The organism is Streptomyces sp. NPDC024698 (assembly GCF_055559015.1).
In genome coordinates this window covers 88,096-105,296 of sequence record NZ_JBVHLK010000006.1, presented here as the reverse complement: position 1 = coordinate 105,296, position 17,201 = coordinate 88,096, and the positions used below count along the sequence as shown (strand labels likewise).

At 71.7% G+C, this 17,201-nt stretch carries 9 protein-coding genes; 4 read left to right on the top strand and 5 right to left on the bottom strand.

All coding sequences use genetic code 11. From position 1 onward, the window contains the following. The first annotated feature begins 29 nt into the window (after positions 1-29). From ACZ4AA_RS16055 to ACZ4AA_RS16045, 3 genes are read left to right on the top strand one after another with little or no spacing between them, the layout of a single operon-like run. Positions 30-995 carry a polyphosphate kinase 2 family protein gene (locus ACZ4AA_RS16055; protein WP_467601552.1) on the top strand — a complete coding sequence of 322 codons (966 nt, stop codon included), beginning with the start codon at positions 30-32 and terminating at the stop codon, positions 993-995. A 7-nt stretch (positions 996-1,002) separates the two neighbouring features. Then, positions 1,003-3,720, top strand: coding sequence for a cation-translocating P-type ATPase (locus ACZ4AA_RS16050; protein WP_467602457.1), 2,718 nt, complete (start codon positions 1,003-1,005; stop codon positions 3,718-3,720). A gap of 51 nt (positions 3,721-3,771) precedes the next feature. Further along, complete coding sequence (locus ACZ4AA_RS16045; protein WP_467601550.1) at positions 3,772-5,493, top strand: SulP family inorganic anion transporter; 1,722 nt, start codon at positions 3,772-3,774, stop codon at positions 5,491-5,493. Positions 5,494-5,496: 3 nt separating this feature from the next. On the opposite strand, the gene ACZ4AA_RS16040 is transcribed toward ACZ4AA_RS16045, so the two are convergent. After that, the gene (locus ACZ4AA_RS16040; protein ID WP_467601548.1) at positions 5,497-8,016 is read right to left on the bottom strand and encodes a SpoIIE family protein phosphatase; all 2,520 of its coding nucleotides are present in this window, start codon (positions 8,014-8,016) and stop codon (positions 5,497-5,499) included. 247 nt (positions 8,017-8,263) lie between these two features. On the opposite strand from ACZ4AA_RS16040, the gene ACZ4AA_RS16035 reads away from it, so the two are divergent. Further along, complete coding sequence (locus ACZ4AA_RS16035; protein ID WP_467601546.1) at positions 8,264-10,333, top strand: SpoIIE family protein phosphatase; 2,070 nt, start codon at positions 8,264-8,266, stop codon at positions 10,331-10,333. A gap of 54 nt (positions 10,334-10,387) precedes the next feature. Here the strand turns inward: ACZ4AA_RS16035 and ACZ4AA_RS16030 are convergent, their stop codons facing one another. From ACZ4AA_RS16030 to ACZ4AA_RS16015, 4 genes are all read right to left on the bottom strand, one after another. After that, positions 10,388-11,236, bottom strand: a complete 849-nt coding sequence (locus tag ACZ4AA_RS16030; RefSeq protein WP_467601544.1) for a YhjD/YihY/BrkB family envelope integrity protein — start codon at positions 11,234-11,236, stop codon at positions 10,388-10,390. 281 nt (positions 11,237-11,517) lie between these two features. Further along, positions 11,518-13,617 carry a SpoIIE family protein phosphatase gene (locus tag ACZ4AA_RS16025; RefSeq protein ID WP_467601542.1) on the bottom strand — a complete coding sequence of 700 codons (2,100 nt, stop codon included), beginning with the start codon at positions 13,615-13,617 and terminating at the stop codon, positions 11,518-11,520. A gap of 136 nt (positions 13,618-13,753) precedes the next feature. Then, positions 13,754-14,953, bottom strand: a complete 1,200-nt coding sequence (locus ACZ4AA_RS16020) for a beta-1,3-glucanase family protein (protein WP_467601540.1) — start codon at positions 14,951-14,953, stop codon at positions 13,754-13,756. A gap of 353 nt (positions 14,954-15,306) precedes the next feature. Further along, a complete protein-coding gene (locus ACZ4AA_RS16015) occupies positions 15,307-17,064 on the bottom strand; it encodes a hypothetical protein (protein WP_467601538.1) in 1,758 nt (585 codons plus the stop codon). Positions 17,065-17,201 lie beyond the last annotated feature (137 nt).

Genomic DNA, 17,201 nt, shown 5'->3' with positions numbered 1-17,201 from the left:
ACCGTGACAGAACAAGAGGCGGGGTCGTCATGACGGATGCCAGAGCCGAACGCGTCGCGGAGCTCATCGAGCCGCTGCGGGTCGAGCCGGGGTCGCGGGTGAACCTGGGCGAGGACTTCGACCCCCGGTACAAGGGCGGCCTGAAGAAGAAGCAGGGCGTGGAGCTGCTGCGCGCGGGTGTCTCGCTGCTCGCCGAGTACCAGGAACGGCTGGCGGCCCAGGACACGTACGGCGTCCTGCTGTGTCTCCAGGCGCTCGACGCCGGGGGCAAGGACGGCACGATCCGGCACGTCATGAGCGGGGTGAACCCGCAGGGCGTCAAGGTCAGCAGCTTCAAGCAGCCCTCCGCCGAGGAGCTCGACCACGACTACCTGTGGCGGTACGCGGCCCGGCTGCCCGCCCGCGGCGACATCGCGATCTTCAACCGTTCGCACTACGAGGAGGTGCTCGTCGTCCGGGTGCATCCGGAGGTCCTCGACCGGCAGCGGCTGCCGGCGGACGCGCGCGGGCCGGACATCTGGGACCGCCGCTATCGGGCGATCAACGACTGGGAGCGCTATCTCACCGACAACGGGTTCAAGGTCGTCAAGATCTTCCTGAACCTGTCCAAGGAGGAACAGCGCACCCGGTTCATGAAGCGTCTCGACCTGCCGGAGCGGAACTGGAAGTTCTCCGCGGCCGATGTCCGCGAGCGCCGGCGGTGGGACGACTACCAGCACGCGTTCTCCGAGATGCTCTCGCACACCAGTACGCCGTGGGCGCCGTGGTACGTCGTCCCGGCGGACCGGAAGTGGTTCGCGCGCATCTCCACGGCGGCGGTCCTGGCGCACACGCTGATGGACATCGATCCCTCCTACCCGGTCGTCGGCAAGGAGGCGCGCAAGGAACTCCGGGCCGCGCGGCGGGAGCTGGAGGCCGACGCTCCGAAGGGCGCGCCGGCCGATCCGTACGCGGCGCGGCATCGAGGGCGGACCGGACCGGGATCGGAGAGCTGAGATGGCGATGCAGTCGAGCGGCCCGAAGGCTCCGGAGCGTGCCGCTCCGGAGCTCTGGTACGCGCGTGACCCGCAGGACGTCGCCTCGGCCTTCGGGGTCGACCCCGCGTCCGGACTCACCGCGGCCCGTGCCGCCGAACTGCTGGCCGAGAACGGGCCGAACGCGCTGCCGGAGGAGAAGCCGAAGCCGGCCTGGCGGCGGTTCGCCGAGCAGTACCGCAGCTACATGCAGATCGTGCTGGTCGTGGCGGCGGTCGTCTCGCTGGCGATCGCGGAGTGGAGCACCGCGATCCTCCTGTTCCTGCTGACGCTGCTGAACGCGGTCGTGGGACTGCGGCAGGAGGGGAAGGCCGAGAGCGCGATGAACGCGCTCCAGTCCATGCTCACGGCGACGGCCCGGGTGCGGCGGGACGGGACCGAGTCGGAGATCCCGGCGGAGCTGGTCGTCGTGGGCGATGTCCTGCACATCTCCGCCGGTGACCAGGTTCCCGCCGACGGGCGGATCATCGAGGCCCACGCGCTCCAGATCGACGAGTCGGCGCTCACCGGCGAGAGCGTCCCCGCGTCGAAGGACGCCGCGACCCTGGCGAAGGTCGTGCTGGGACCCGGCGATCAGTCGAACATGGCGTTCATGCACACCCCGGTCACCCACGGCAGCGGTCTCGTGGTCGTCACCGGGACGGGTGAGGGCACCGAACTCGGCAAGATCTCGGAGATGCTGTCGGCGACCGAGAAGGAGGAGGCGCCGCTCACCACGGAACTCGACACGCTGACGCTGTGGATCACCGCCGCGGCCGGCCTGACCATGATCGTGATGTTCGCGCTGGGCCGCAGCCGCGACCAGGCCTGGGACGCCCTGTTCGTCAGCGCGGTCTCGCTGGCCATCGCCGCCATTCCCGAGGCCCTGCCCACGGTGACCCAGGCGATCCTGTCCGTGGGCAGTCTCAACCTGGCGAAGCGCAACGCGATCGTGAAGGAACTGCCGTCCGTCGAGACCCTGGCGTTCACGTCGGCGATCAACTCGGACAAGACCGGCACCCTGACGATGAACCAGATGACGGCCGTGGAGGTGGTGACACCCGCCGACCGCTACACCGTCTCGGGCACGGGCTACGGCCTCGAAGGGCGGATCCATCACGCCGCGGGCTCCGCCGCGGGCATCGAGGAGGCGATCCTCCCGTACGTCGTCGCCAACGACGGCAAGCTGGTGGACGGCGAGGTCGTGGGCGATCCCACCGAGGGCGCGTTCCTGGTGCTGGCCCACAAGGCCGGTCTTGACGTCGAGGCCACCCGGGAGCGGATGCCCCGGCTCGCCACACTGCCCTTCGACCCCACGTACAAGCTGATGGCCACCTTCAACTCCACCGTGGACGCCGGCGGGCGTCCGGTGGTGCGCTGCTTCGTCAAGGGCGCGGCCCCCGCGGTGCAGGCGCGTGCGACGACCGCGCTGTCGGGTGGCACGACCGTCGCCTGGGACGCGGAGCTCAGCAGGCGGGCCGACGAGCAGGGCGAGCGCATGGGCGGGGAGGGACGCCGGGTGATGGCGGCGGCCACCCGGGACCTGGACCCGGCCGCGTTCGATCCGGACGGCGACCTGCTCGGCTATGTCACCGGGCTGCGGATGACGAGTCTGGTCGGGATGGTCGACCCGCCCCGCGAGGAGTCCAAGGCGGCGGTGGCCAGTGCCCAGGCGGCCCACATCCGGGTCCGGATGGTGACAGGGGACGACGTCACCACGGGTGCCGCCATCGCCCGGCAGCTGGGGATCCCGGGCGAGGCCGTGCTCGGCGCCGACTTCGCCGCGCTGCCGGAGAGCGAGCGTCTCGCCCGTATCGACGGCATCGGAGTGGTGGGGCGGGTCGCGCCCGAGCACAAGGTGATGCTCGCGGACACGCTCAAGAAGAAGGGCGCCGTCGTCGCGATGACCGGCGACGGGGTCAACGACGCCCCCGCCATCAAGGCCGCCGACATCGGCATCGCCATGGGCAGCGGTACGGACGTGGCGAAGAACGCGGCCCGGATGATCCTGTCCGACGACAACTTCACGACGATCGTCTACGCCGTGGAGCAGGGCCGCAAGCTTTACGACAACCTCACCAAGTACATCCGGTTCGTGCTGCTGTTGCTGGTCACGTTCGTGCTGACCTTCCTCGGGGCGACCATCTTCAACATCGCGGCCGGTGAGCCCTTCACTCCGCCGCAGGTGCTGTGGATCCACTTCGTGGTCAACGCCTCGTTCGGCTTCGCGCTCGGCTTCGACCAGGAGAGCGCGGGGCTCATGCGGCGCAGGCCGCGTCCGCGGGGAGAGTCGGTGCTGACCCGGCCGGTGATGGTGACGGTGGGCCTGAGCGGGCTGGCGATCACCCTGATCCTGCTCGGGCTGATCAAGCTGGGCGAGTCCCGTTACGACAGCGTCGAGGTCGGCAGCTCGATCGCGTTCACGGCGTTCGCGCTCTGTCTGATCGTGGCCGCGTTCGAATGCCGCAGCGAGACGGAATCGGTGCTGACGGCGAGCACGTTCGACAGCAAGCAGATGAACTGGACCGCGCTCGCCCAGTTCGTCCTCGCGGTCGCGGTGACCCAGCTGGACGGGTTCCGCCGCATCCTCGGCACCACCGAGATCGACGCGCGGCAGTTCGGCTGGGCCCTGCTGTCCGCCGTCGCGCTCCTCGTCGTGTGGGAGGTGGGTAAGCTCCTCGCCCGCAGGGCGCGGAGTACCGACTGACCGCGCGGGCGCCGTCCAGGAGCCCGCCGGCACGATCCGAAGGACTGGCCCGTGTCGAAGCACCACGGCACCCCGGGCGGAGGATGGCGCTTCCCCGTGCCGGCGCTGCCCGGACTCCCGGTGCTCAGGCACTACCGACGGAGCTGGCTGCGCGGCGACCTGCTGGCCGGGGTGACGGTGGCCGCCTATCTGGTGCCGCAGGTCATGGCGTACGCCAGCGTCGCCGGGCTGCCGCCGGTGGTGGGTCTGTGGGCGATCCTGCCCGCCATCGTGCTGTACGCCCTCCTGGGTTCGTCGCGGCTCCTGTCGGTGGGGCCCGAGTCGACGACGGCGCTGATGACCGCGACGGTCGTGGGGCCGCTCGCGGACGGGGATCCGAAGCGGTACGCGGTGCTGGCCTCGGCGCTCGCCGTCGCCGTCGGGCTGATGTGTCTGGTGGCGTGGGCGGCCCGGCTGGGCTTCGTGGCCGATCTGCTCTCCCGGCCCGTGCTGATCGGCTATCTGGCGGGCGTGGCCCTGATCATGATGGTGGATCAGCTCACGAAGCTCACCGGGGTGCCGACGGACGGTTCGGGGTTCTTCCCGAAGCTGGCCTCCTTCCTCGGCAACCTGGACGAGATCCATCCCGCCACGCTGACCTTCAGCGCGGCGACCCTGGTCGTCCTGTACCTGGCCACGCGCTTTCGCTGGCGTGTCCCGGGACCGCTGCTCGTCCTGGTCGCGGGGACGGCCGTGGTGGCGGCCTTCGACCTCCAGGACCACGGCCTCGCGGTGATCGGGCAGATCCCGGCCGGACTCCCCCGCCCGGACTTCCCGCCGCTCGACACCCTGCCCCAGCTGCTGCTGCCCGCGGTCGGTGTCCTGCTCGTGGGCTACACCGACTTCATCCTGACCGCGCGCGCCTTCACGGCCGAGGACGGCGGTACGGCGATGGACGCGAACCAGGAGCTGCTGGCCCTGGGCGCGGCGAACCTCGGCGCGGGCACCCTTCAGGGGTTCCCGGTGAGCAGCAGCGCCAGCCGCACGGCACTCGCGCAGTCCACGGGCGCGCGCACCCAGGCGTACGGGCTCACGGCCGGAGTCTCCGTACTGGCCGTCCTGCTGTTCCTGAGTCCCCTGCTCACCGACACGCCCTCGGCCGTCCTCGGCGCGCTGGTCGTCTACGCGGCGATCCGGATGATCGACCTGGCCGGCTTCCGGCGCCTGGCGTCCTTCCGGCTCCGCGAACTCCTGCTGGCCGTCGGCTGTCTCGTCGGCGTCCTCGCCCTCGACATCCTCTACGGGGTGCTGGTGGCCGTGGGTCTCTCGGTCGCCGAGCTGCTGAGCCGGGTGGCCCGCCCGCACGACGCGGTGCAGGGTCTGGTGCCCGGCCTCGCGGGCATGCACGACGTCGACGACTTCCCGGACGCCCGGGTGATCCCCGGACTGCTGGTCTACCGCTACGACTCCCCGCTGTTCTTCGCCAACGCGGAGGACTTCCGGCGCAGCGCGCTGGACGCGGTGGCCGAACAGGAGGTCCCCGTCCGGTGGTTCGTGCTGAACGCGGAGGCCAATGTCGAGGTGGACATCACCGCCCTGGACTCACTGGACCAGCTGCGCCGCGAACTGGGCGAGCGCGGCGTGGAGTTCGCGATGGCCCGGGTCAAGCAGGATCTGCGCGACGATCTGGACGCCTACGGGCTGAGCGAGTCCGTCGGGGAGGACCGGATCTTTCCCACGCTGCCCACGGCGGTCGCCGCGTACCGCACCTGGTGCCGCGCCGAGGACGGCTGACCCTCAAGGGATCTCCTGCTCCGCCCAGATGATCTTTCCCTCCGCCGTGTAGCGGGCGCCCCAGCGATGGGCGAGCTGTGCCACCAGGAACAGGCCCCGGCCGCCCTCGTCCGTGCTCCGGGCGTGTCTGAGCCGTGGGGCGGTACTGCTGGCGTCGGAGACCTCGCAGGTCAGCCGGGTGTCGCAGAGGAGGCGCAGCCGGATGGGCGGTACGGCGTAGCGGATCGCGTTGGTGACGAGTTCGCTCACGATGAGCTCGGTGGTCATGGTCAGTTCCCCGAGTCCCCACGCCTCCACGGCGCTCGTGGCGCGGGCGCGCAGCTCGGACACGGCGGCCGGGTCCACCGGCACCTCCCAGGACAGGACGTGCTCGTCGCCCAGGCTGTGGGTGCGGGCCAGGAGCAGGGCGATGTCGTCGGGCTGCGGAACGGGCACGAGCTGCCGTACGGCGGCCGAGCACAGCCCTTCGAGATCGGGGTCGGGCCGGGCGAGCAGCTCACCGAGCTGGGTCATGCCGAGCTCCATGTCGTAGTGCGCTCCGGCCACGAGGCCGTCGGTGTAGAGGCCGATGAGGGTGTTCTCCTGGAGTTCGACCTCCCGGCTCTCGAAGGACATCCCGCCGAGGCCGAGCGGAGGACCCGCGGGCAGTTCCGGATAGGAGAAGCGGCCGTCGGGGGCGACGAGCACGGGGGGCGGGTGTCCGGCCCGGGCCATCGTGCAGCGCCTGGTGACGGGATCGTAGACGGCGTAGAGGCAGGTCGCGCCGAGGAAGGACGCGGTGGTGCTGCGGGCGGCCTCCTGGTCCGTGGTGCGCCGGGCGGCCTCCTGGTCCGTGACGCTTCCGTCGACGCGCTGTTCCTGGGTGCGCTCCTCGCTGAGCCTGAGCACGAGGTCGTCGAGGTGTGCCAGCAGTTCGTCGGGGGGCAGCTCCATGTCGGCGAGGGTCTGCACCGCGGTGCGCAGCCGGCCCATGGTGGCCGCCGCCGTGATGCCGTGGCCGACCACGTCGCCGACGACCAGGCCCACCCGGGCTCCGGAGAGCGGGATGACGTCGAACCAGTCGCCGCCGACCCCGCCGCTGGGGTCCGCGGGCAGATACGAGGAGGCCACCTCAAGGGCCGTCCCGCCCGACAGCGCGTGGGGCAGCAGACTGCGCTGGAGGGTGACGGCCGCCGTGTGTTCGCGGGTGTAGCGGCGGGCGTTGTCGACGCACAGCGCCGCGCGCGCCACCACCTCGCGGGCGAGCAGCACGTCGTCGGGCTGGAAGGAGACCGGGTTGAGCGAGCGGAGGAACGTGGTGAGTCCTAGGGCGGTGTTGCGCGCCCGCATCGGCACGGAGATGAGGGAGTGGAGTCCGTATCTGCGGATGCTGGCCGCTCGCGCGGGCTCCTCGGCGATCCACAGGTCGTCGTCCGGGTCGAGGACCGGGATCAGGACCGGCTCGCCGCTGGTGAGCAGCAGCACGTCGTGGGGCGGCGGGAGGAAGTCCGCCCGGTCGCCGATCCGGGCCACGGCCTCCGGGCATCCCTCCCGTACGGAGCTCATCCCGGCGCGCCGCATGAGCGGCTTGGCGGGCGCCGGTCCCGCGTCGGACAGCCAGGCCCCGTGTCCTTCGGTGCTGAGGACGGACTCCAGGAGGTCGACGATGACGAAGTCCGCGAACCGCGGGACGGCGAAGTCGGCGATCTCCTGTGCGGTGCGCATGACGTCGAGGGTCCCGCCGATGGTGGTCCCGGCCTCGTTGACCAGCGACAGGAGCTGCCGGGCGTTCCAGCGTTCGGTGACGTCCAGGACCATGTAGCACACGCCGGTGTAGGAACCGTCGACGCCGAGCAGCGGGAAGAAGGAGGAGGAGTAGGCGTGCCGGCGGTGGGGGTCGGCCCAGCTCCAGCCCAGGTACTCGTAGTCGATCATCGGTTCGCCGGTCGCCAGGACCTTGCGCATCAGTCCCTCGATGGTCTCCGCCTGGAGCCCCGGCAACAGTTCGGTCAGCCGGCGTCCGAGCCGCTGCCCGCGGGGCACACCGCCGAGGTGCTCCAGGGTGTCGTTCATCCAGACGTAGCGCAGCTGGAGGTCGAGCACCGCCATGCCCACGGGCGAGCGGGTCAGGAAGCCGTCGAGGAAGGACGGGCCCACCGTCCAGTGCCGTCTGCGGTCCCGTGCCGAGATCAGGAAGCACTCGCTCCCGCCCATGCCGAAGGAGGCGGAGACGCGCAGGTCCACCTCGACGCGCCGGCCGTCGCGGTGCAGCAGGGGAACGCGACCGCTCCAGCCCATGCCGCCGCGGCAGCGCTCCGCGACCGCGGCCACCCGTGAGGGGTCCCTGGGCAGGGCGAGCAGCCGGGCGGCCGGGGAGCCGACCGTCTCGGCCGCGGGGTGGCCGAGAAGCTCCTCGGCGCCCCTGGTCCAGCCGATCACCACCCCGTCGGCCGAGACGACGGCCACGGCGTCGGTGGACGCGTCGAGGGGATCGCCCGGCCCTTCGGACACGGGCGCGTCGGAACCTTCCTGAGCAGCAGCCATGAAGCTCTCATCCTCTACAGGACCATGTTCCTGCTTGTCCGCCCGATGTGCAGGCCCGGCGGACGATCACCACCCCGGGACGGTGGCACACACCCCTCCCTTGGACTTGGACATGCCAAAGGGGGCTTCTGGAGTGGGCAAGCCCGTGGCCAGGGCGCAGCATGGAAGGGCCGGGGTCGGCACCCAGATGCCCGGCGGCGGCCACGGAGCCCGGCACACCGCGCCGGCCGGTGGAGGAGGGCCAGGTATGACAGCCGAGTCCACGCAGTTCGACGGTGCGGGCAGCCAGGAACCCCGAGCGATCCGGCCGACCGGTCTGCTGGACGTGCTGCGTGTGGGCGCGCTGGTCCTCGACTCCGACGGACGCATCGTGTTCTGGACCCCGCAGGCCGAGGAGCTCATCGGATACACGGCGGAGGAGGCCCTCGGCAAGTACGCGGCACGTCTGATCATCCACCCGGAGCACCTCCAGTCCGTCAGCGAGCTGTTCGCCGACGTCCTGGAGACGGGGCGCAGTTGGGCGGGCGCGTTCCCCATCCGCCACAAGGACGGCAGCACCCGTCTCATGGAGTTCCGCAACATGCGGCTCCTGGACGACCACGGGGACGTCTACGCCCTGGGCATCGCCGCCGACCACACCCTGCTCCAGCGCGTGGAGACCGATCTGGCCCTGTGCGAGCAGCTGATCAACCAGTCACCCATCGGGCTGGCCCTGATGGATCCCGACCTGCGCTATCTCATGGTCAACCCGGCGCTGGAACGGATCGACGGCATTCCCGCCGAGGACCATGTCGGCAGACATCTGCGCGAGACGCTGCCGTTCCCCGACGTGGACACCGTCGAGTCGGCACTGCGGCAGGTGCTCACCACCGGCACACCCTTGCTCGACCAGTACCACGTGGGCCGTCCGCCCGCCGATCCCGAACACGAACACGCGTGGTCCCTGTCCTTCTACCGGCTGGAGGACCCGGGCGGGCGGGTCCTCGGCGCGGCCGCCTCGGTCGTCGACGTCACCGAACGCCATCGGGCTGCGGCCGAGGCCGACCGCGCGCGGCGCCGTCTCGCGCTCGTCGCCAGCGCCTCGACCCGGGTCGGCACCACCCTGGAGGTGGAGCAGACCGCGCGTGAACTGGCCGACATCGCCGCACCCGAACTGGCCGACGTGGTCGCGGTGGACGTCCTCGACTCCGTCCTGGCCTGCCGCCCCAGGCGCCAGCCGGACAACGGCCCGGAGTTCTTCCGCGCCCTCGCGCTCAAGGCGTCGCACCCCACCGTGGCCCTGCGCGCGGCCGACCCTCCCGGTGACCTGGCCTCCTACGACGGCGACCGTCTGGTGACCCTGTGCGTCCACACCGGCCGGCCGGTCCTCGTGCGGCACGTCGGCGAACGCGATCTGCCGCGTATCGCCCGCGACGCCGAGGGCACGGCCCTTCTGGCGCAGGCCGGCGTCCACTCGTATCTCGCGGTGCCGCTGATCGCGCACGGTGAGGTGCTCGGCGCGCTCGATCTCAAGCGCACCCGCAATCCGCTCCCCTTCGACGACGACGACGTGGTCCTCGCCGGTGAGCTGGCCACCCGTGCCGCCGTGGCCATCGACAACGCCCGCTGGTTCCAGAGCGTGCGCAACACCGCCGTCACGCTCCAGCGCAGCCTGCTGCCCGAGCATCCCCCGCACCTGACCGGTCTGGAGGTCGCGTCCCGCTACCAGCCGGCCCAGTCCACCAGCGAGGTCGGCGGCGACTGGTACGACGTGATCCCGCTGGCCGACGACCGGACCGCGCTGGTCGTGGGCGACGTCATGGGCAACGGCATCGACGCCGCCGCCACGATGGGCCGGCTGCGCACCGCGACCTGCGCCTACGCCGACCTCGATCTCGACCCGGGCCAGGTGTTGCACCATCTCGACAAGATCACGTGCGATCTGGAGCACTACATCGTGACGTGCCTGTACGCCGTGTACGACCCGCACAGCAGACAGTGCCTCATCGCCAATGCCGGCCACATGCCGCCCGCGCTGGTCCGTGACGGCGCCGCCCCCACCCTGCTGGATCTCCCCTCGGGCGCCCCCCTCGGCGTCGGTGGCATCGCCTTCGAGACCACCATGGTCGAACTCAACCCGGGCGATCTGCTGGTCCTCTACACCGACGGTCTCGTCGAGACCCGGCTGCATCCGATCGACGAGCGGCTGAACCTCATGCTCTCGTTCCTCGACGAGGGGAGCAGGCCGCTGGAGGAGATCTGCGACCTGCTCCTGTACGGTCTGCGCAACTCCGACGACCACGACGACGTGGCCCTGCTCGTCGCCCGCGCGAAGTAGCCCCTCTGGTCCCCCGCGCGAAACAGCGCCGTTTGCCGCCCGCGCGAGACAGCGCTACCGCTTCTTCGCGTCCTTCGAGCGGCGGCGGGAGGAGACCTGTTCCCGGGTGGTGCGCCAGCGCGAACGCGCCTGTTCGACCACGCTGTCCCACTCGCGGCGGATCTCGTCGTCCGAGGGCCGGTCGCCCGCGCGGATCCGGTCGAGTTCGTCGCGCATCTCGCGTCCGAGGGCCGCCGAGGCGACCATCACGAACATCGCGGCGAACAGCGCCGAGATCATCGCGAAGACGGCGCCGATCGCCCCGTAGCGTCCGGCGTAGGAGTTGAAGAGCCGGGGCAGATAGACGGACGCGCCCACCGAGTAGAGCGCCGTCAGCACGGCCGCCGTGACGCCGAAGGGCAGCAGGTCGCGCCAGGAGATCCGCTTCGCGGACAGCGCCCAGCCGCTCCAGACCAGGAAGGCCACGCTGACCGGGATCTCGCACGCCGAGGCCACCACCCCGAGCTTGCTTCCCCCGAGCAGCGCGTGGAGCCACCCGGTGACGATCGCGTAGCCGCCGAGCCCGACGATCCACCACAGACCGTTCCTGGTGTTGCGGACGCTCAGCGGGGCCAGTTCCCACGTCTGCTCGAACAGCCGCTGCGAGGCACGCGCGAAACTCAGCACGGAGATGATCAGGAACAGGCTCCCGAAGACACCCACACTCGCGCTGGCGCTCTCCGCGGGGTCCAGGAGCGACTTGACCGCCTCGGCGCCCTGTCCGGTGAGGCCGTAGCGCTGGACGATCCGGTCGGCCGCGTCGTAGTCGGAGAAGCTGCTCAGCAGGGCGCCGATGAGGATCGTGAGCGGGATGAGCGCGGTGAGCGCGCTGGAGGCGAGGGCCATCGAGCGGTCGAAGCCCACGATCTTCTGGAACCGGTTCAGGACGCGCAGCGCGAACGCGGGACGCAGCCAGAACGTCAGCGTTCTGACGAGGCGCTCGCGATTGATCCCCGCCGTCGTGTCCTCCGCACCTCGGGCCCGGTCTGGCGCTGCGAGCGTAACGGACGGTCCTGCGGACCCGGCCCGACGACACGGTCGGCGGGCGCATCCGGGCGGGTGACCGTCCGGCCGGCCGGCCGCCGTCACCTGGGGCGGGGCGGGACCGCCGCGTCACCCCGGGGCGTGGCGGGCCCGCCGCGCGCTCAGTCGTCCTCGGCCTCGGAGAGTGCGACCTCCGCCCAGATCGTCTTCCCGCGGGTCTCGGGCCGGGTCCCCCAGCGTCTGCTGACCTGCCAGGTGAGATAGAGGCCTCGGCCGCCCTCGTCGACCTCTTCGGCGTGCCGGAGGTGCGGCACGGTGCTGCTGTCGTCGGTCACCTCGCAGACGAGGACGGAGCCGTCGAGGATCAGCCGCACGTCGATGGGACCCTCCGAGTACCGGACCGCGTTGGTGACGAGTTCGCTGACCACCAGGGTGACGGTGAAGGCCTGCCGCTCCAGACCCCACGCCTCCAGCGCGCGCTCGGTGCGGGCGCGGGCCTCGGAGACGGACGCGGGATGGTTGGGCAGCGTCCAGGAGGCGACCTGGTCGGGGCCCAGGCCGCGGGTGCGCGCCAGCAGCAGGACGGCGTCGTTGTCCATCTGTTCCGGTGTCAGCTTGTAGAGGACCTCGTCGCAGATCTCCTGGAGCGGCCGGCCCATGGGCTGCAACGCGTCTCTGACACGGCCCAGTTGCTCCTGCGGATCGTCGGACAACGCACGCAGCAGGGCGGTGTTGGACAGCAGGAGGACGCTGCTCTCGGGGACCTCGAACTCGGCGGTGTCGTACTTCGCCAGGCCCCGGCCCAGCGGCGGCCCTGCGGGGGTGACGGCGTACTCGACGCTCCCGTCGGGCAGGGCGAGCACCGGGGGCGGATGCCCGGCGCTCGCGACGGCGCAGCGGCGGGTGACGGGGCTGTAGACGAGGTAGAGGCACGTGGTGTCCCGGCGCTCGTCGTCCGCCGGGGTGTCCGGGGGCCGCGGCCGCTCGCCGTGCAGCCTGGTCACGAGGTCGTGCAGACGCTCCAGGACCTCCTCCGGGGCCAGGTCGAGGACGGCCAGCGCGCTGATCGCGGCCCGCACCTCGCCCATGGTGGCGGCGGCCTCCAGGCCCCGGCCCACGGTGTCACCGGCCACCAGGGCCACCCGCGCCCCGGACAGCGGGATCACGTCGAACCAGTCGCCGCCCGCGCCGAGCGGGCAGTAGCTGTAGGCGGTCTCCACCGCTCCGTGTCCAAGGACCCGGGCCGGGCGCAGACTGAGCTGGAGGATGCGGGCGGCCGACCGTTCCCTGGCGTACAGCCGGGCGTTGTCCAGGCACAGGGCCACGCGATCGGCAAGTTCGGAGGCGAGGGCGAGCTCGCCCTGGTCGAAGGGGTGTGCCGTCCGGTGGCGGTAGCAGTGGGCCACCCCGATCACGGATCCGCGCGCGACGAGCGGCAGCACGAGCAGTGAGTGCGCCCCGGCCTCGATCAGACGCCGCCCGCGCACCGGCTCCCGCACCAGCCAGTCCGCGTCCGGGCTCAACCGCTCCACGATGCGCGGCCGGAGGTCGGAGAGGCACTGCGCGAAGGGTGTCGCGGCGGCGAGGCCGACCGCCTCGCCGATGGAGGGCAGGTACCGCTCGGCGTCGTGGGCCGCGGAGCGGCGGCTCGTACACCGCAGCGCCCCGTACTCCAGGACGGTGCCCGGCTCACCGACCTCGCCCCGCAGGACGGAGTCCAGCGCCTCGACCACCACGGTGTCGGCCAGCGCGGGAACCAACTCGTCGGCGAACTCCTGAGCCGTGCGGAAGATGTCCAGCGTCGTGCCGATGCGTCCGCCCGCCCGCTCCAGCAGCGCCAGACGCGCCGCCGCCCGGGTCCTTTCCGTGATGTCCACGACCGCCGTCGCGAGCCCCAGAACGCCCCCGGCCGAGTCCTCCAGGCGGAAGCAGGAGAGCGACAGTACGAGTTCGGGCTGGTCGGGTTTCAGATGGCCGCGTACCTCGACGTCGAGCGCCGGCACGCCCGTGTCCAGCACCTGAGCCATGATCGACTCGTAGTTCCCGGCGTAGAAGTCACCGGCCCACTCCCTGGGGTGGCGCCCCAGGGCCTCTTCCAGGGCGAAGGCCTTGACGAAGCGGGCTGCCGTGTTGAAGCGCACCAGACGAAGCCGCGTGTCGAAGACGTGCAGCCCCACGGTCGACTCGGTGAAGAGCGCCCCGAGAACGGCCTTGTCCAGTTCCGGGTCCGGTCGGCCAGGTCCTCCCAAGGATGCACCCATGACACTTCCGTAGACCGTTGACCACCTAAACATTCCGTTTTGCCAGAGTTCCACCCTATTCGCTCAGCGGCAACGCGCGACCGGAGCGCGGCGCGGCTCACCGTTCCGCGGTCCGGACGGGCGGGGCACCGGGGTCCTAGAAGGGCGACAGGGTCAGACGCATCGCCGTGGGGGCGGTGTCCTGGATGAAGGAGGCGAAGTCGGCGACGTCGTCGAAGGCGAAGCCGTAGGCCTTGCCGTCCTTGGTGGCCGCGTGAACGGCCCGGGCGTAGTGGTTGGTGAGCTTGGTCCGGTAGAAGTCCGCAGCCCTGGCGGTCGGCTGCGCCGGGTTGCTGAGCAGGGTGGAGCGGTTGAACCCGGCACCGAGCACCGCGGCCACCGGTCCGGTGGTGCCGTCGTTGGGCGCGGCGAGGGTCCCGTCGCAGAAGAGGACGTCACGCGTGGAGGGCTTGGCGAAGGAGACGGAGGCGGGCCCCGAGAAGCCGAACCTTCCCGCGCGCACCCGGCCGGTGAACGTGCCCGCGTCGGTCTTCACGGTCAGGTTCTTGCCGGTGTACGTGCTCCACACCTGGTCGATGTACGGGGCGAGGTAGTCCTTGGCGAACAGGCCCGCGTCCAGACCGTGGCCCGGGGCGATGATGCGGAGGCCGTCGACGACGAGGGGCGCGAAGTCCGCGTTCCGCTTGATCGCGGCGAACGCGGCGGCCCGTCCACCGGTGCGGACGGCGCCGGTCGTCTGCTGCTTGGCGCCGGTCAGCCGGATGTTCATGGGCACGCTGAACATGTCGACCATGGTCGTGTTGCAGAACATGCCGGCCGAGTTGAAGGTGAACTCGGCGCAGTCGTGGAGGACCCTGAAGCTGGGGTCGGACCTGACCCAGCCGGCCGGGAACTGGAGGGCCGCGTCGCCGTTGCCGTCCTTGATCGCCTTGAACTTCAGTTTCGCGCCCAGCGACACATAGATGCGGCCCGACATGAACGGGAGCCTGAGCTTCGTCTCCCCGCTCTTGGCCAGCGTGAGCGCGTAGTCGGTGAACCCGTCCGCGCCGTTGTCCGCGAGGGAGACCGGCACCAGCCTGCCGTCCTGGGTGACGCGGACCTGCTTTCCGCCCTGGGTGCCGACGATGTACACGTGCACCGACGCGTTGCCGAAGGAACCGCTGCTGTTGACGATCGTCAGCGGGAGCGAGCCCGCGGCGGCCTTGGTGGAGGCGGGCGTCGGCCCGGCCATGGCGTACGGGGCGATCGCCGCGACGGCGGGCGCCGCGACGGCCGCGCCACCGAGGGCGAACAGTGCCTTGCGACGGGTCAGGTTCCGCTGATGACGAGCCGTCATGTTCGGTGTACTCCCTGGTACTTGTGTGCCTCGGCGAGGCGGTGGGGGTGGGTGCCGGGCAAGGCTCGGGGGGGGGGAACCGGCGGGGATCACGCCCGTGACGGAAGCCGCCCGGCTGCGGCACCTTTGCCGCACCCGCCTTCGCCGTCCTGGCGCGGAGAACGCAACGGTGAGAGCGCTCTCCGCGACCGCCGGGCGGCACCGTGGGCCCCGATGCTACGCACGAGTCGCGGAGAGACCAACCGCCGCCCGCGCACCCAAATCCCCGTGACCTGCGAGTACTTGTAGAGCTCCGCCGCACCCATCGTTGCTTAAGACGCGTTTAACCCGCACTTAAGAACGAGCGGTCCGCTTCAGTCCCGCGATGCGCCCGGCGGTCGCTCCCCGCTCACGGCCGCGGACCATCGGTACACGAAGGTCGGGAAGTCCTGTCCGGTCGCCCGGGTCCAGGCGGGCACGACCGTGTCCGGGTACGCCGCGCGGGCGGCCGCGAACGAGGTGACGCAGCGGCCGTGGACGTTCCCCTGATCGGTGCGGCGGGTGAGCGCGAGCAGCGAGCGCAGCGCGGCCACGGCGTCGTCGGCCCGGCCGTCGGCCAGACGCGCCCGGGCCTCGGCGTCGAGCGTGAGGGCGAGACCGAGCCGCGCGGCGGCCAGGGAGGCCGTGTACCGGCCGGCGTCGGACCCCGTGGACTCGTCGAGGAGGATGGACTCCGACTCCGTGTAGCAGGCGACGGCCGCCCCGTGGTCGCCCGCGCCGCGCAGGGCGCGGCCGAGCACCCGTAGACGGCGGGCCGTCAGGGCGTGGTGGGCCGACCAGTCGGACTCGGCCAGACGGCGGGTGAGGGCGACCGCCTCGCGTGCGGCCACGACCGCGCCGTAGGGGTCCTCGTCGTCAAGCCGCGACTGGCTCAAGTCGGCGAGGACGCGCGCGAGTTGCGGCTCATGCGCCGCGGGTTCACGGTCCGCCGCACGCCGGTGGGCGGCCACGGCGCGTTCACCGGCCAGGACCGCGCCATGAGGGTCGCCCGCCGCCCTGTGGCAGTCGGCCAGCCGGTCGAGACAGACGGCGAGGAGGGGGTCGTAGACGTCCGGCCGTTCGGAGGCGAGGGCGGCGGAGAGCTCGGCCGCCTCCTTTCGAGCGGTCAACTCGGCCGTACGGTCGCCGAGTTCCCCGAGCTGGTCGCCCAGGCGGTCGATCGCCACGATGAGCAGGGGTTCACCCGTCGCCCTGTCCCGGCCCGCCAGGGTCCGGGCCTCGGCCACGGCCTCCGCGGCGGTGGTACGCGCCGCTTGCAGGTCTCCGGTCACCTGTAGGCAACGGGCCAGGTCGGTGAAGAGCCTCACCCTCAACGGCCGTACGATCTCGGGCGCGACGCGCAGCATGATCGGGTCGGCCACGTCCCGGGCCTCCCGACCTACGGACAGCGCCTCTTCGTACCGGCCCAACGCTTCCAGTCCGAAGGTGAGTTCACAGAGCGCGCGGACCCGTACGAGGACCGTGTGGCTCAACTCCCTCACGGACATGTCCCGCAGCAGAGCGGCGCACTCCTCGTAGGCGGCCACCGACTCCTCCGTGCGGTGCAGGGCCGCCAGCACCAGCGCGTAGGTGCGCAGCGCACCCGGCAGACCGCCCAGGGTGCGGTCCCGCCGGGTGGGGACGAGGTGGCGGTAGGCGGCCACGCACTCCCCCGCCGCGCCCAGCGCGTCGTCCAGCCGTGCCAGGCCGAACCGTGCCTGCGCCCGGAGATGCAGCCCGAGGGCCCGCTGCGCCGGCGGCCACCGGGCGCCCGGTACGGCCGAGGCCGCGTCCAGCGCCATGCAGGCCTGTTCACAGCGGTTCATGAGCACCAGCGTGTAGGCGTACAGAACGAGGCTGCGGGCCAGCAGGTCGCGGTCCCGGGGGCGGGCACCCCGCGTCCCGGCCAGCGCCCGGTAGACGGCCGTCGCCTCCTCGGCCCAGGCCAGCCGGCGCCACGGCGGGGCAGGCCGCAGCAGCACCCAGTGGGGAGCCACGCAGCGGGTCAGGGCTGCGCCCAGCAGCCGCCCCGGACCGGGGCCGAGCCGAGCCAGCGCCCGCGACAACGGCAGCAGTGCACGCACCAGGCCCATCGGCGCCTCCCGTCCGGGATCCTTGACCAAAGGACGGCCGAACGCCCGTATTGGTTGCCCGGCCGGCGCCGGGGCGGATCGCCGCGGGGCCGGAAGCGGGCCTTCACGGCCGCGGAGGCCGTCGCCCCGCCTGTCGC

What these genes read in the sequence shown, in the direction of transcription:
- ACZ4AA_RS16035 (WP_467601546.1), top strand. Translation starts at nt 8,264, where the DNA reads ATGACAGCCGAGTCCACGCAGTTCGACGGTGCGGGCAGCCAGGAACCC.
- ACZ4AA_RS16055 (WP_467601552.1), top strand. Translation starts at nt 30, where the DNA reads ATGACGGATGCCAGAGCCGAACGCGTCGCGGAGCTCATCGAGCCGCTG.
- ACZ4AA_RS16050 (WP_467602457.1), top strand. Translation starts at nt 1,003, where the DNA reads ATGCAGTCGAGCGGCCCGAAGGCTCCGGAGCGTGCCGCTCCGGAGCTC.
- ACZ4AA_RS16015 (WP_467601538.1), bottom strand. Translation starts at nt 17,064, where the DNA reads ATGGGCCTGGTGCGTGCACTGCTGCCGTTGTCGCGGGCGCTGGCTCGG.
- ACZ4AA_RS16025 (WP_467601542.1), bottom strand. Translation starts at nt 13,617, where the DNA reads ATGGGTGCATCCTTGGGAGGACCTGGCCGACCGGACCCGGAACTGGAC.
- ACZ4AA_RS16040 (WP_467601548.1), bottom strand. Translation starts at nt 8,016, where the DNA reads ATGGCTGCTGCTCAGGAAGGTTCCGACGCGCCCGTGTCCGAAGGGCCG.
- ACZ4AA_RS16020 (WP_467601540.1), bottom strand. Translation starts at nt 14,953, where the DNA reads ATGACGGCTCGTCATCAGCGGAACCTGACCCGTCGCAAGGCACTGTTC.